15 protein-coding genes and 1 pseudogene are annotated in these 13,386 nt (G+C 52.3%); 4 read left to right on the plus strand and 12 right to left on the minus strand.

All coding sequences use genetic code 11. From position 1 onward, the window contains the following. Nucleotides 1-21 precede the first annotated feature (21 nt). Nucleotides 22-417 (plus strand): acyl-CoA thioester hydrolase YciA, encoded by a 396-nt coding sequence (yciA, locus tag ACQG1Y_RS12905; protein ID WP_003856759.1) that lies wholly within the window; start codon nucleotides 22-24, stop codon nucleotides 415-417. A gap of 38 nt (nucleotides 418-455) precedes the next feature. Here yciA and tonB read toward each other — a convergent pair whose 3' ends face one another. Next, the gene (tonB, locus tag ACQG1Y_RS12910; RefSeq protein ID WP_017384230.1) at nucleotides 456-1,184 is read right to left on the minus strand and encodes a TonB system transport protein TonB; all 729 of its coding nucleotides are present in this window, start codon (nucleotides 1,182-1,184) and stop codon (nucleotides 456-458) included. 221 nt (nucleotides 1,185-1,405) lie between these two features. Between tonB and ACQG1Y_RS12915 the strand changes: the two genes are divergently transcribed. Further along, a complete protein-coding gene (locus ACQG1Y_RS12915) occupies nucleotides 1,406-1,702 on the plus strand; it encodes a YciI family protein (RefSeq protein ID WP_003856755.1) in 297 nt (98 codons plus the stop codon). A gap of 33 nt (nucleotides 1,703-1,735) precedes the next feature. Here the strand turns inward: ACQG1Y_RS12915 and leuE are convergent, their stop codons facing one another. From leuE to ACQG1Y_RS12935, 4 genes are all read right to left on the minus strand, one after another. Then, nucleotides 1,736-2,371 carry a leucine efflux protein LeuE gene (leuE, locus tag ACQG1Y_RS12920; RefSeq protein WP_006810877.1) on the minus strand — a complete coding sequence of 212 codons (636 nt, stop codon included), beginning with the start codon at nucleotides 2,369-2,371 and terminating at the stop codon, nucleotides 1,736-1,738. A 67-nt stretch (nucleotides 2,372-2,438) separates the two neighbouring features. After that, nucleotides 2,439-2,849 carry an Exc2 family lipoprotein gene (locus ACQG1Y_RS12925; RefSeq protein ID WP_015570374.1) on the minus strand — a complete coding sequence of 137 codons (411 nt, stop codon included), beginning with the start codon at nucleotides 2,847-2,849 and terminating at the stop codon, nucleotides 2,439-2,441. Between the two features lie 11 nt (nucleotides 2,850-2,860). Beyond that, complete coding sequence (locus tag ACQG1Y_RS12930) at nucleotides 2,861-2,986, minus strand: KPN_01571 family protein (RefSeq protein ID WP_208971014.1); 126 nt, start codon at nucleotides 2,984-2,986, stop codon at nucleotides 2,861-2,863. A gap of 118 nt (nucleotides 2,987-3,104) precedes the next feature. Beyond that, nucleotides 3,105-3,278, minus strand: a complete 174-nt coding sequence (locus tag ACQG1Y_RS12935; RefSeq protein WP_017384232.1) for a YciY family protein — start codon at nucleotides 3,276-3,278, stop codon at nucleotides 3,105-3,107. A gap of 143 nt (nucleotides 3,279-3,421) precedes the next feature. Here ACQG1Y_RS12935 and cls point away from each other — a divergent pair, with 143 nt between their 5' ends. Both cls and ACQG1Y_RS12945 read left to right on the plus strand, forming a co-directional pair. After that, nucleotides 3,422-4,882: a cardiolipin synthase gene (gene cls / locus ACQG1Y_RS12940; RefSeq protein ID WP_003856750.1), complete on the plus strand. Its 1,461-nt coding sequence runs from the start codon at nucleotides 3,422-3,424 to the stop codon at nucleotides 4,880-4,882. Between the two features lie 33 nt (nucleotides 4,883-4,915). After that, complete coding sequence (locus ACQG1Y_RS12945) at nucleotides 4,916-5,245, plus strand: HI1450 family dsDNA-mimic protein (RefSeq protein ID WP_003856748.1); 330 nt, start codon at nucleotides 4,916-4,918, stop codon at nucleotides 5,243-5,245. A 31-nt stretch (nucleotides 5,246-5,276) separates the two neighbouring features. On the opposite strand, the pseudogene ACQG1Y_RS12950 reads toward ACQG1Y_RS12945, so the two are convergent. From ACQG1Y_RS12950 to ACQG1Y_RS12980, 7 genes and pseudogenes are all read right to left on the minus strand, one after another. Further along, a pseudogene (locus tag ACQG1Y_RS12950) lies at nucleotides 5,277-6,144 on the minus strand (ion transporter). 14 nt (nucleotides 6,145-6,158) lie between these two features. Then, on the minus strand, nucleotides 6,159-7,163 hold the full coding sequence (oppF, locus tag ACQG1Y_RS12955) for a murein tripeptide/oligopeptide ABC transporter ATP-binding protein OppF (protein WP_017384233.1): 1,005 nt from the start codon (nucleotides 7,161-7,163) through the stop codon (nucleotides 6,159-6,161). Next, nucleotides 7,160-8,173, minus strand: coding sequence for an ABC transporter ATP-binding protein (locus ACQG1Y_RS12960; RefSeq protein WP_017384234.1), 1,014 nt, complete (start codon nucleotides 8,171-8,173; stop codon nucleotides 7,160-7,162). The genes oppF and ACQG1Y_RS12960 overlap by 4 nt, the downstream gene beginning before the upstream one ends. A gap of 11 nt (nucleotides 8,174-8,184) precedes the next feature. Beyond that, on the minus strand, nucleotides 8,185-9,093 hold the full coding sequence (gene oppC, locus ACQG1Y_RS12965) for an oligopeptide ABC transporter permease OppC (protein WP_003856740.1): 909 nt from the start codon (nucleotides 9,091-9,093) through the stop codon (nucleotides 8,185-8,187). Between the two features lie 12 nt (nucleotides 9,094-9,105). Next, a complete protein-coding gene (gene oppB, locus ACQG1Y_RS12970) occupies nucleotides 9,106-10,026 on the minus strand; it encodes an oligopeptide ABC transporter permease OppB (protein ID WP_003856738.1) in 921 nt (306 codons plus the stop codon). Between the two features lie 82 nt (nucleotides 10,027-10,108). Next, nucleotides 10,109-11,740: an oligopeptide ABC transporter substrate-binding protein OppA gene (gene oppA / locus ACQG1Y_RS12975; protein ID WP_003856736.1), complete on the minus strand. Its 1,632-nt coding sequence runs from the start codon at nucleotides 11,738-11,740 to the stop codon at nucleotides 10,109-10,111. 771 nt (nucleotides 11,741-12,511) lie between these two features. Next, on the minus strand, nucleotides 12,512-13,159 hold the full coding sequence (locus ACQG1Y_RS12980) for a YchE family NAAT transporter (protein WP_017384236.1): 648 nt from the start codon (nucleotides 13,157-13,159) through the stop codon (nucleotides 12,512-12,514). Nucleotides 13,160-13,386: the final 227 nt, after the last annotated feature.

Below are 13,386 nucleotides of genomic sequence, written 5' to 3' on the forward strand. Positions count from 1 at the left end.
TTCAGTTACGAGTTTAAAACAATGACAACAAATGACGCCCCACAGGGCGAACTGGTTTTACGCACACTGGCAATGCCTGCGGATACGAATGCCAATGGCGATATTTTTGGTGGCTGGTTGATGTCGCAGATGGATATGGGCGGTGCAATCCTGGCAAAAGAGATTGCACACGGGCGCGTGGTGACAGTCCGGGTCGATGGCATGACCTTCCTGCGCCCTGTCGCGGTGGGGGACGTGGTGTGCTGTTACGCACGCTGCGTAAAACGCGGCAATACGTCTGTCTCCATCAACATTGAAGTATGGGTGAAAAAAGTCTCTTCTGAGCCGATTGGTCAGCGCTATAAGGCGACGGAGGCATTATTTATCTATGTGGCGGTGGATAGCGACGGTAAGCCCCGCCAGCTCCCACGGAGCTGATCCTCAGGTAAAAAAAAGCCTCCTTGCGGAGGCTTCTTTTATTCCATCTGTGCCCCGCCGTTCAGGCGGAAGACAATGTTCACAATCAACCCATTGCCGGGTTTACCGGCTTCATAGCGCCACCTGCGCATGGCCGATTTAACTTCGCGTTCAAACATATTCGCCGGCTGTGCGGACAGGATTTCCACGTTATCGACACGTCCATCGGCCGTAACGTCGAATTTCACCCGTACACGCCCTTCAATACGTAACGCCTGAGCACGTGCCGGGTACTGCGGCTGGTTACGGCTCAGCGCGCGCGGGCCCGCGGGCGCCGTTACCGTCGGTTTTGTCGCGGTCGTGGTGTTATTCATCAGCGGACGTGACGGGGCGGCATTTTCAACCGGCTGCGTGGCGCGTGGCTCAACCGGACGCACTTCGCGTTTCGGACGCTCTTCCACCTTTTTGACCGGCTTGGGTTTTGGCTTCGGCTTAGGTTTCGGCTCCGGCTTATGGATCACTACCGGTGCTTCTTTCGGCGGTTCAGGAACCGGCTCGGGCTCTGGCTCCGGCTCGGGTTCAACAACGGGCTGTGGCGGCGGCGGCGCAACCTGCGGCGGCTCAAGATCCGCAGGCGATACCATGGTCACAGAAATTGGCTGCGCTGGCGCCGGCATTTCAATAACCTGATGAACCGAGGTATAGAGCAGACCCGCCACGACAGCACCGTGAATAACGACGGAAAGCAGCGTCGGCCATGGAAAGCGGCGAGGTAAATCAAGGGTCATCGAAGTCATAATCATCAACGTTAAAAAACCGAACCTCGATTTTAAATGCAAATAGCAATCATATTCAATAAGACACTTTGTCCTGGCGCAATTTAAGCGTACATGAGGGCAAAAAAGGGGCATCCAGATCAGGGTTTTAACATTGTTATTATCTTTACATTGCAGTCATTTGTGCTTTCACATAACGTAATTGTCACTTTTACCGGTTAAGGAGCTTTGCCGTGCTTTACGTGATTTACGCTGAAGATGTACCTGATTCTCTGGAAAAACGTCTTTCCGTTCGCCCTGCTCATCTGGCGCGTTTACAGTTGCTACAGGATGAAGGTCGGTTGCTGACCGCAGGCCCGATGCCTGCCGTTGACAGCAACGATCCGGGCGCGGCGGGTTTTACCGGCTCCACGGTGATTGCCGAGTTTGAATCTCTGGAAGCCGCGCAGGCCTGGGCAGAAGCAGACCCGTACGTCGCAGCCGGCGTGTACGAGAAAGTCACGGTTCGTCCGTATAAAAAAGTATTCTGAAACGAAAGGCTCCCTCGGGAGCCTTTTCTTCATTCAGTGCAGCGACGCCAGCCTCGCCGCAAATCCGACAAACAGCAGACCTATCAGCCCGTTCCCCAGCTTCGCCAGTTTCTTTTTGGTTTTGAGGTAACGCGTGACAAACGCGCCTGAGAAAATCAGGAAGCTCATGTACATGAAGCTGATCAGCTCAAGCGTTGTGGCGAGGATCAGGAACGACGTGCCGGTATTCTTCGCATTGACATCAATGAACTGCACGAAGAACGACACGTAAAAGAGAATCGCTTTCGGGTTCGTCAGGCTCAGCACCAGCGAACGCTTAAGGATTGCGCTTGCCGGTTCGGCGCTACTTTCGTGCGCATTTTTTTGACGCGTCATAACGGACCAGAGCATTTTTCCGCCCAGCCACAGCAGATAAAACGCGCCCAGATAGCGGACAATATTAAATAAAACCGGAGTGGTCTGGATCAACGCGGCGACGCCCGCCCAGGCCAGAAACATCAGCACGGCATCACCAATAAACACACCGGTGGCTGCCAGATAGCCTTTCTTAACGCCGTGGCCAATCCCTGTTTTCAGCACAAACAAGGTGTTCGGTCCTGGAACCAGCACGATAAAAAATGCGCCGACAACATAGGTCCAGAAATTCAGTACACCAAACTCCGCAAACACGTCTCACTCCTTTCGCTCAAAAACAGCGGGGATACCGGTAATTACGGTATCCCCTGAATCAGTTGCGCTATTGTACGCCGTTATAGCCATCAAGATAAGTCGCGGCCAGTTCGTTACCAAATAATAGGGCGTCTTTACTGTCCATGTCCGAAGACCATTTATCCTTCGCGTTGCCTGCGAACAGTTCCTGCGACTTCGCATTTTCTTTTAGCTGATCGCGAATGCTTTGCGCGTATTCACTGGCTTCAGCCTCAGTCCGCCCTTCCGCGCGGTCAGCTTTGCCACGGGCATAAAGCTCGCGGAACTGCGCCACGTTCAGCTGATAATTTTTCTGCACGCTGGAGGTGTAGTTGCCGCCAGTAAAGCTGGACTGATGCGACACGAAATAAAACGCGTGCCGTTCGGGTGAGGTTTTGCTGCTGGCACAACCGCTTAATATCGCAATCCCAAAGAGTGCTGCCATTACTTTTCCGTTCATCCTTTTTTCCTTTAATAAAAATGTATTCCCCATGCGAAAACATAATCTGCCAATGAGGAAAATGACGAAAGTCCTAAATCTTCCCTGAGCGCATCCAGCGCCAAAAGTACAATAAAAATCCAGAGATAAGGATTCATCTTTTAATATCATGACGTTATTGGAAGTTAGTATATCGCGGAAAGCAGATGGGAAGAGACTGCAAAAATTGATAGCCTGGATGTTTAATGGGCACCTTTACGGTGCCCTTCATGCTTTTCAGATGTCCTGGACCGCGAACAACAGCGCGTTACGGTGTCTGTTCAGGCCACATTTTCTGATGGCGTGGATACGCATATTGCGGCGGGATTGTGCTTCCAGCCAACGAGCCTTACGACGACTCACCTGTCGCAACATGCGCCAGCGCCCAACTTCAGTTCTACTGCGCTTCATGTCTACAACTCTTTCTCTAACAGAGATGCCATTATATGCCTAAGCAGGCGGCAAACCAGCGCTTTTATCTGCCGTTTTTATTTGCCAGATGAATCCTGATGCGTAAACTCATAACAATACGCTTTCAAAAGGATTTTTTATTTATGACAACCTTCTACACCGTGGTGAGTTGGCTGGTCATTTTAGGATACTGGCTGTTAATTGCCGGGGTGACGTTGCGCATTCTGATGAAACGCAGAGCGGTACCTTCCGCCATGGCCTGGCTTCTGATTATCTATATTCTGCCGCTGGTGGGCATCATCGCCTATCTCTCTTTCGGTGAACTTCATCTGGGTAAACGCCGCGCCGAACGCGCCCGCGCCATGTGGCCCTCCACGGCGAAATGGCTTGCCGACCTTAAAGCCTGCAAGCATATCTTCGCTGAAGAGAACAGTAGCGTGGCCGCATCTCTGTTCAAGCTGTGCGAACGCCGCCAGGGGATTGCTGGGGTAAAAGGCAATCAGCTGCAACTGATGACCTCTTCTGATGATGTGATGCAGGCGCTGATCCGTGATATCCAGCTCGCCCGGCATAATATCGAGATGGTGTTTTATATCTGGCAGCCGGGCGGCATGGCGGACCAGGTCGCCGAATCGCTAATGGCCGCTGCACGTCGCGGTATCCACTGCCGCCTGATGCTGGACTCCGCCGGCAGCGTGGCCTTTTTCCGTAGCCCGTGGGCAGGCATGATGCGCAACGCCGGTATCGAGGTGGTCGAGGCGCTAAAAGTGAATCTTTTCCGCGTCTTTCTGCGCCGCATGGATCTCCGCCAGCACCGGAAAATGGTTCTGATCGATAACTACATCGCCTACACCGGCAGCATGAACATGGTTGACCCCCGCTTCTTCAAGCAGGATTCCGGCGTGGGGCAATGGATCGATCTGATGGCGCGGATGGAGGGACCGATCGCGACCTCAATGGGCATCGTCTACTCCTGCGACTGGGAAATTGAAACCGGTAAACGCATTCTTCCCCCGCCGCCGGATGGCAATATCATGCCGTTTGAGGAAGCCAGCGGGCACACTATCCACACTATCGCCTCCGGTCCTGGCTTTCCGGAAGATCTGATCCATCAGGCACTGCTGACCGCCGCGTACTCCGCGCGGGAATATCTGATCATGACCACGCCCTATTTCGTTCCCAGCGACGACCTTCTGCATGCCATCTGTACAGCGGCACAGCGCGGAGTGGATGTGAGCATTATTATGCCGCGCAAGAACGATTCGCTGCTGGTGGGATGGGCAAGCCGCGCGTTCTTTAGTGAGCTGCTGGCCGCAGGCGTTAAAATTTATCAGTTCGAAGGCGGCCTGTTACACACCAAGAGCGTGCTGGTGGACGGAGAGCTGAGCCTGGTGGGTACCGTCAACCTCGATATGCGCAGTCTGTGGCTGAATTTTGAAATTACGCTGGTCATTGATGACGCCGGGTTCGGTGGCGATCTGGCGGCGGTTCAGGACGATTATATCTCCCGCTCACGCCTGCTGGACGCCAGACTGTGGGCGAAACGTCCGCTGTGGCAGCGAATTGCCGAACGACTGTTTTACTTCTTTAGTCCGTTGCTGTAAAACGTGCCCAACGATTTTTAACAGGTAGTCATCATGGAAATGGATCTGAACAATCGCCTGACCGAAGACGAAACGCTCGAACAGGCCTACGATATTTTTCTCGAGCTGGCGGTCGATAATCTCGACCCTGCTGACGTCATTCTTTTCAACCTGCAATTTGAAGAGCGTGGCGGTGCTGAGCTGTTCGATCCGGCTGAAGACTGGGCCGAACATGTCGATTTTGATCTCAACCCGGACTTCTTCGCCGAGGTGGTGATTGGCCTTGCAGATGAAGACGGCGGAGAAATTAACGACATCTTTGCCCGCGTCCTGCTGTGCCGCGAGAAAGATCACAAACTGTGCCATATCCTCTGGCGCGAATAATAAAAAAGGCTGCCCGCGCAGCCTTTTTTATTTAATCCGGTAAGGCATTTCCACAGCGGTGACAAAACCGCGCGCCGGGTTCATGATTCCCCTGCTGACAATTCGGACATTTGCGTTGCTGCTTGCTGTTCTGGAAGGCGCTGCTCATATGGGTGGTAATTAACCCCGTCGGAATCGCTATCACAGAATAGCCGATCAGGATAAGAACCGATGCCACAATACGTCCGAGCGGCGTATGCGGGGTAATATCGCCATAGCCCACGGTGGTCACCGTGACGATAGCCCAGTAAACAGACGCATTAAGCGTGGTAAACCCGTATTTCGGCCCTTCGATTAAATACATCAGGGAGCCAAAAACGATCATCACGATAGCAATAAACGAATAGAAGAGAATCAGCTGGTGGCGGGCGCTGACAATGGCAACCCAAAAAACCCGCAGCGACGGCATAAAGCGCAGCAGTTTGAGAATCCGTAACACACGAATCGCCCGCATTGCACGCCAGGCAAACACATAATTCAGGCTGATCTCAGGCCACAGCCACATGACATACAGCGGCAGGATAGTGGCTAAATCAATAAATCCCCAGAAGCTGAAAACGTATTTCGCCGGATTTGGCCAGCTAATGACCCTCAGCACATATTCCGCAGTAAACACCAGCGTGACAATCAATTCCAGCCAGACGAAAACGTGCCACTCCTCATACGTCATGTGGTACTGCGTTCCGGCGCCGGATTCGATAAAGATAATAATGACGCTAATCAGCGCAAATAAACCACACAGACCTTCGAAGCGGCGACCGGAAACCGTTTCAGGATCGAATAAAAGGTGATACAGCCGCTGACGGGCCGACGTGAATAATCGCGACACATTAACCTCGAAAAATAAGGGCTGACATCATGTCAGCCCTTGCGATTATAACGGGTCTACTTTCAGGCAGGAAACCGCATGTCGGAAACTGCCCTCCAGAACCGGCCGTGTTTTTGCGCATTCCGGCCCGGCTATTGGGCATCGAGTACGGAATACGCAGCCTGAAGGCGGGTTGATTGGCGAAGGCAGTTCACCTTCCAGAAGCTGAATGGTTTTATTTTTTTCCAGATCGGGGTCCGGAACGGGAACCGCAGACATCAGCGCTTTGGTATAAGGGTGCAGAGGATTGTGGTACACCTCATCATACGTGCCCAGCTCCACGGCGTGGCCCAGATACATGACCAGCACACGGTCCGAAATGTGTTTTACCACCGCCAGATCGTGGGCGATGAAGATCAGCGACAGCCCCATTTCCCGTTGCAGTTTCTGTAGCAGGTTAACCACCTGGGCCTGGATGGAAACGTCCAGCGCCGAAACCGGCTCATCACAGATAATCAGTTTTGGTTCAAGGATCAACGCGCGTGCGATACCGATACGCTGGCACTGACCGCCGGAAAACTCGTGTGGGTAGCGGTTGATGAGGTTTGGCAGCAGACCCACCTTGAGCATCATCGCTTTCACCCGATCGCGAATTTCCTGGCGCGGCATCTTCGGATGATAGGTGCGCAGCGGCTCGGCAATGATTTCGCCAATGGTCATACGCGGGTTCAGGGACGCAAGTGGATCCTGGAAAATCATCTGGATGTCGCTGCGCACGTCGCGCCATTCATCCGGCTTCATCCCCAGCAGATCTTTGCCAAGCCAGGCCACTTTCCCGTCGGTGGCCTTCACCAGGCCGATGATCGCACGCGCAAACGTCGATTTGCCGCAGCCGGATTCGCCTACCACGCCCAGGGTCTCGCCTTCGTACAGGCGTAGCGTGACGCCATCCACCGCTTTCAGGGTTTTGGCAGGCTGCCAGAACCACTGTTTACCGTCTTTGATATCGAAATGGACCTTCAGGTCAGCGATTTCGAGCAGCACATTTCTTTTTTCGTCGATCGCGTTCATACCAGCTCCTCCAGCGGCTTAAAGCAGGCGCGCAGACGGCCTGGGGCAAACGCTTCCAGCGGCGGTGCGCTGTTACAGATTTCCATCGCATGCGGACAACGCGGCTGGAACGGGCAGCCTTTTGGCAGACGCAGCAGGTTAGGCGGGTTGCCCGGAATAGTCAGCAGCGACTCCCCTTCCGCATCAAGACGCGGAACGGCATTCAACAGCCCGATAGAGTACGGATGGGCTGGCTGGTAGAACACATCGCGGGCATTACCGTATTCCATCGTGCGGCCTGCATACATGACTAACACTTTGTCGCAGATCCCGGCAACGACGCCTAAATCGTGGGTGATCATAATGATGGCGGTGTTGAACTCGCGCTTCAGCTCGTTCAGCAACGTCATGATCTGCGCCTGTACGGTCACGTCCAGGGCGGTGGTTGGTTCATCAGCGATCAGCAGTTTTGGCCGACAAAGCAATGCCATCGCGATCATAACGCGCTGACGCATACCGCCGGAAAACTCGTGCGGATACATGCGCATGCGCTTGCGTGCTTCAGGCATTTTCACCGCATCCAGCATTTTGACGGACTCTTCAAACGCTTCGGCTTTACCCAGCCCCTTGTGGAGCATCAGCACTTCCATCAGCTGTTCGCCCACCCGCATATAGGGGTTCAGGGACGTCATCGGATCCTGGAAAATCATTGAAATCTGCTCGGCGCGCAGCTTGTTCAGCTCATGTTCCGGCAAATTCAGGATCTCTTTCCCGTTAAACGTCGCCGAACCGCCGATCACGCCGTTTGACGCCAGCAGGCCCATCAGCGCGAATGCGGTCTGGGATTTACCGGAACCGGATTCGCCCACAATGCCCAGCGTTTCACCGGCACGCAGGTCGAAGTTGAGATCGTTAACGGCAGTAACATCACCGTCGGGGGTTTTAAACGTCACGCGGAGGTCTTTAACGTCCAGCAGTGCGCTGGTCCGCTGTTGCGCCTGTGGCGCGGTTGCCGTTTCAATAATGGTCATGACGGCGCTCCTTAACGGTCTTTCGGGTCGAGGGCATCACGCAGGCCATCGCCGATAAAGTTGAAACAGAACAGGGTGACGACCAGGAAGCCCGCCGGATACAGCAGTAACCACGGTGACACTTCCATGGAGTTTGCGCCATCACTTAACAGAGCGCCCCAGCTACTCAACGGCTCCTGCGTACCTAATCCCAGGAAGCTCAGGAAAGATTCAAACAGGATCATACTTGGCACCAGCAGGGAGGCGTACACCACCACCACGCCCAGCACGTTAGGAACGATATGACGCACCACAATATTGGCGGTAGAAACGCCACCAACCTGTGCGGCTTCGATAAACTCCTTACGTTTGAGGCTCAGCGTCTGGCCGCGCACAATACGCGCCATATCCAGCCAGGACACCATCCCGATCGCCACGAAGATTAGCAGGATATTTTGACCAAAGAAGGTCACCAGCAGAATGACGAAGAACATGAACGGGAAGGAGTTCAGGATTTCTAGCAGACGCATCATCACGGAGTCCACTTTCCCGCCGAGGTAACCGGAAAGCGAGCCGTAAAGCGTGCCGACAATCACCGCCACCAGCGCCGCCGCGATGCCAACCATCAGGGAGATACGGCCGCCAATCGCCACACGCACCAGCAAATCACGCCCGGAGGAGTCGGTGCCGAAATAGTGCCCGGATTCCATATCCGGCGCGCTGGACATCATGCCCCAGTCCGTATCGAAATAGGTGAACTGAGAGAGCATTGGTGCCAGGGTTACGAACAGCGCGATAAGCACCAGCACGACCAGGCTGGCAACGGCGGCACGGTTATGCATAAAACGACGGCGGGCGTCCTGCCAAAGGCTACGACCTTCGACCTCCAGCTTTTCACTGAAGTTTTCCAGCGCCTCGCTGTTTTTCTTACTCAACATCATGGCGTGCTCCAGTTAGTAACGGATTTTCGGGTCGATAACGGCATACAGCACATCGACAACGGCATTAAACAGAATGGTCAGCGCGCCCACGAGGATCGTCAGGCTCAGCACCAGCGAATAGTCACGGTTAAGCGCCCCGTTAACAAACAGCTGCCCGATGCCCGGCAGACCATAAATGGTTTCAATCACCATTGAACCCGTGATAATGCCGACGAAAGCCGGACCCATATAGGAGAGTACCGGTAACAGTGCAGGCTTGAGGGCATGACGGAAAATAATCCGGCGCATCGGCAGCCCTTTCGCACGGGCGGTACGGATGAAGTTCGAGTGCAGGACTTCAATCATTGAACCGCGAGTAATACGGGCGATGCTGGCGATGTAGGCCAGAGATAATGCCACCATCGGCAATATCATGAACTTCAGCGCCCCGCCGTTCCAGCCGCCCCCGGGAAGCCATTTCAGGGTTATGGCGAATATCATGACCAGCAACGGCGCGACAACGAAGCTGGGGATAACCACCCCGGTCATTGCGACCCCCATTACGGCGTAATCCCATCGGGTATTTTGTTTTAGCGCAGCGATAACGCCCGCAGTGACACCGAGAACAACGGCCAGGATAAATGCAGCAGCCCCTAATTTAGCCGATACCGGGAAGCTGGACGCCACCAGGTCGTTAACGGAATAGTCTTTATATTTAAATGACGGACCAAAATCACCGTGTGCAAGCTGCTTCAGATAGTTGAAGTACTGCGTGGTGATAGGATCGTTTAAATGGTATTTCGCTTCGATGTTGGCCATAACTTCTGGCGGAAGCGTGCGTTCACCGGTAAAAGGACTGCCCGGTGCAAGACGCATCATGAAGAAGGAAATTGTAATTAGAATAAATAACGTTGGAATCGCTTCAAGACAGCGACGCAGGATAAATTTCAACATTGCCCGTACCTTCTGGCGTGTGCCTGATGAATGTTACAAAATAGACACAGTGGGGCAAGCTCGCTCGCCCCACGTATTGCCATTAATGCTTGATAATATAAAGATTCTTAACGGAAATATTATCCAACGGGTCTTTACCGGTATAACCCCCTACCCATGGTTTCACCAGGCGGGCGTTAACGTAGTAGTAAACCGGAACGATCGCAGAGTCTTTATCGAGCTGTTGTTCTGATTTCGCGTACAGATCGGCGCGCTGGGCGTCATCTGCCACCTTCAGGGTTTCGCCAATCAGCTTATCAAACGCCGGGCTCTTATAGTGTGCGGTGTTGTTCGAACTGTCGCTCAGCATGGTGTTCAGGAATGAGGTCGGTTCGTTATAGTCCGCACACCATCCTGCACGAGCCACGTCAAAGGTTCCCTGGTGGCGCGTATCGAGGAAGGTTTTCCATTCCTGGTTTTCCAGCTTCACATTCACGCCGAGGTTTTTCTTCCAGATTGACGCGACGGCAATAGCCAGCTTTTTATGCAGATCGGAGGTGTTGTACAACAGGCTAAAGGTCAGCGGCTTGTCGGCGGTATAGCCAGCCTCAGCCAGCAGTTTTTTCGCTTCTTCGTTACGTTTTTCCTGGGACCATTTGAACCATTCAGGTTCAACCAGCTTCATACCATCGGTGTAAGGCGGGGTGTAGCTGTAAGCCGGCAGGTCGCCCTGATTCTTCACTTTATTCACGATAATGTCGCGATCCAGAGCCAGCTTCAGTGCGGTACGAACACGTACGTCGGTGAACGGTGCTTTCTGGTTGTTAATTTCGTAATAGTAGGTGCACAGATACGGATCGACGTGAACTTCTTTAGGGATCTCTTTTTTCAGCTTCTGGAACAGTTCAATCGGCATATTGTTATAGGTCATGTCGATTTCACCGCTGCGGTAGCGGTTTACGTCCGTCACTTCAGAAGAGATTGGCAGGTAGGTGACCTGATTGATAACGGTCTTCGCATTATCCCAATACTGCGGGTTGCGCTCCAGCACCATACGTTCGTTAACGACCCAGTCCTTCAGCTTATATGCACCGTTGGTCACGATATTCGCAGGCTGCGTCCATTTTTCACCAAATTTTTCTACTGCGGATTTTGGTACCGGGGAGACGGACGGGTGAACCAGCAGCTTATAGAAGTACGGAACAGGTTCGCTCAACGTCACTTCAAAGGTGTTGGCATCGATGGCTTTTACGCCCAGGTCGGTAACTGGCTTTTTACCCGTGATGATGTCATCGATATTGGCAATATGGCCATACTGGAGGTAACTCGCATACGGGGAGGCGGTATTCGGATCCGCCAGACGCTGCCAGCTATAGACGAAATCTTCGGCGGTAACCGGCGTACCGTCGGACCATTTCGCATCTTTACGCAGATGGAAGGTCCAGACTTTAAAATCTTTGTTGTCCCATTTTTCCGCCACGCCCGGAGCCGGGTGGCCGTCTACGTCAGTCACCAGCAGACCTTCAAACAGATCGCGGTTAACGTTAGACTCTGGAACACCTTCAATTTTGTGCGGATCAAGAGACTGCACTTCCGCACCGTTATTACGTACCAGCGTTTGCTTCTCAGCCAGCTGAACACCAGCAGGAACGTCCGCAGCCATTGCAGCGTTGCCCGCGATTAGCGCAGTTAAAATCCCCGCCGCTACCAGACTTTTTTTTGTGATGATGGACATTGTGTTGATACTCCACTCATTATAATGACCGGCCTTCGCCAGTTGTGTAATCCCCTGTTGGGGCCTGTACAGCGCAGGAGTTTTTTTTGCTACTGTCAGGTTCTTTTTTTACTTCTTGCTATCACCGACTTCATTATTACTGACCGCTCGTACGGCGGTCTTGCGTCGATTCTTTACACCTCTCCCCTGTCAGAGAGATGCGTTGGATATCTTATGTGAGGGCTATATGAAAATAGTTCTCATCAACTTGTTTAATGCTGCAAAATATAAGGCCGGAAAGTACCAAATGGTGCCAACTCTCGCCAATACATTTTGCAAATTTGTTAAGCATTTCTCTTTTACGATGGCTGGCATAACTATGGCGCCAGCCCTGGCTTACGCCGAAATCAACAAAAAGAGATGTAATTCATATAGATAAGAAATTTTGTTGCTGCAAACGCGACGACATAGCTTACCTGAACGATTTTTCACGATAATTTAACAATTGATTATTATTTAGCACATTCGTCTGAGTCAGCGTCGAAATTACTAATATCATTTCGGTTATCTGTCAGCAAGCCCCAGAGTATCATGTGAGTAAAATAACAGAGGGTTTGAGGGATTTATGCGCGGCAAGGGGAAATGAAAATAAACAACCCCTTGAAAAACAACAGAAGAGGATTATTAGTAAAACTTATTATGACTGGCGCCTATTTCAACTTTATTTATATGATTTGCAGATAATCACGTAAAAAAAAACGGAGCCGCTGGCTCCGCTCTTTCAAATGAAAGTCAGTGTACTAACCCGGGGAATATACTTTTTATACCGGTAACGATAAATTCGATGCCCAACGCCATTAACAACAGACCCATGATACGGGTAATCACGTTGATGCCCGTTTGTCCCAGCAAGCGAACCAGCCATGGCGCCATACGAAATACGCCCCAGCAGCACAGCGCGAACAGCGCAATAGCGACGGAAAAGCCAATCAGGTGCATCAGGCTGTGGTAGCGCGTTCCCCAGACAATAGTGGAACTAATCGCCCCCGGGCCCGCCATCAGCGGCAGTGCCAGTGGCACGACCCCGATGCTCTCGCGGATAGCTGTCTCTGATTTTTCCTGCTTGTTCTGTTTATCCTCCCCCAGCTTGCCGCTGATCATCGACATGGCAATCGTCACCACCAGGATCCCGCCTGCTATACGGAACGAATCAATTGAGATGCCGAAGACCTGAAGAATGGCGTCCCCGAGATAAAGAGACGTAAGTAGGATGATCGCCACCGACAGGTTTGCCGTCAGGTTGGTTTTATTTCGTGCCGCAGCCGTCTGATAGCTGGTCATACTAATGAAGACAGGGATGATCCCTACCGGGTTAACCAGAGCAAACAAGCCGATAAAAAACTTGAAATATGTAGGGAAATCAAAGAGCGTTTGAATCACATTAAGCTCCGCAATTGAGCATGGCTAGGGAGAAACTGCGTGTCATGATAAATCCGCGCTGAAGATACGCTTTTTAGCCGCATACTTCACCAGAAATCTGTTCTTAAACGTTATCAATTCATGATGTTAAACATTTGTGTAATCAATGATATCGCTGCTTCCAATAGTTACTTAATTATTTAACAGTAGAATAATTAGCACAAAATAACCCTGCTGAAAGGTATCAG

This window comes from Enterobacter cloacae complex sp. 397G4, assembly GCF_050031515.1.
In the GTDB taxonomy this organism is placed as follows: Bacteria; Pseudomonadota; Gammaproteobacteria; order Enterobacterales; family Enterobacteriaceae; genus Enterobacter; species Enterobacter hormaechei_C.

Excerpts from the sequence above, each read along its gene's own strand:
- oppC (WP_003856740.1), bottom strand. The coding sequence starts at position 9,093 with ATGATGTTGAGTAAGAAAAACAGCGAGGCGCTGGAAAACTTCAGTGAA.
- ACQG1Y_RS12925 (WP_015570374.1), bottom strand. The coding sequence starts at position 2,849 with ATGAACGGAAAAGTAATGGCAGCACTCTTTGGGATTGCGATATTAAGC.
- oppA (WP_003856736.1), bottom strand. The coding sequence starts at position 11,740 with ATGTCCATCATCACAAAAAAAAGTCTGGTAGCGGCGGGGATTTTAACT.
- oppB (WP_003856738.1), bottom strand. The coding sequence starts at position 10,026 with ATGTTGAAATTTATCCTGCGTCGCTGTCTTGAAGCGATTCCAACGTTA.
- ACQG1Y_RS12945 (WP_003856748.1), top strand. The coding sequence starts at position 4,916 with ATGGAAATGGATCTGAACAATCGCCTGACCGAAGACGAAACGCTCGAA.
- ACQG1Y_RS12930 (WP_208971014.1), bottom strand. The coding sequence starts at position 2,986 with ATGAATCCTTATCTCTGGATTTTTATTGTACTTTTGGCGCTGGATGCG.
- oppF (WP_017384233.1), bottom strand. The coding sequence starts at position 7,163 with ATGAACGCGATCGACGAAAAAAGAAATGTGCTGCTCGAAATCGCTGAC.
- ACQG1Y_RS12960 (WP_017384234.1), bottom strand. The coding sequence starts at position 8,173 with ATGACCATTATTGAAACGGCAACCGCGCCACAGGCGCAACAGCGGACC.
- ACQG1Y_RS12935 (WP_017384232.1), bottom strand. The coding sequence starts at position 3,278 with ATGAAGCGCAGTAGAACTGAAGTTGGGCGCTGGCGCATGTTGCGACAG.
- cls (WP_003856750.1), top strand. The coding sequence starts at position 3,422 with ATGACAACCTTCTACACCGTGGTGAGTTGGCTGGTCATTTTAGGATAC.
- yciA (WP_003856759.1), top strand. The coding sequence starts at position 22 with ATGACAACAAATGACGCCCCACAGGGCGAACTGGTTTTACGCACACTG.
- tonB (WP_017384230.1), bottom strand. The coding sequence starts at position 1,184 with ATGACCCTTGATTTACCTCGCCGCTTTCCATGGCCGACGCTGCTTTCC.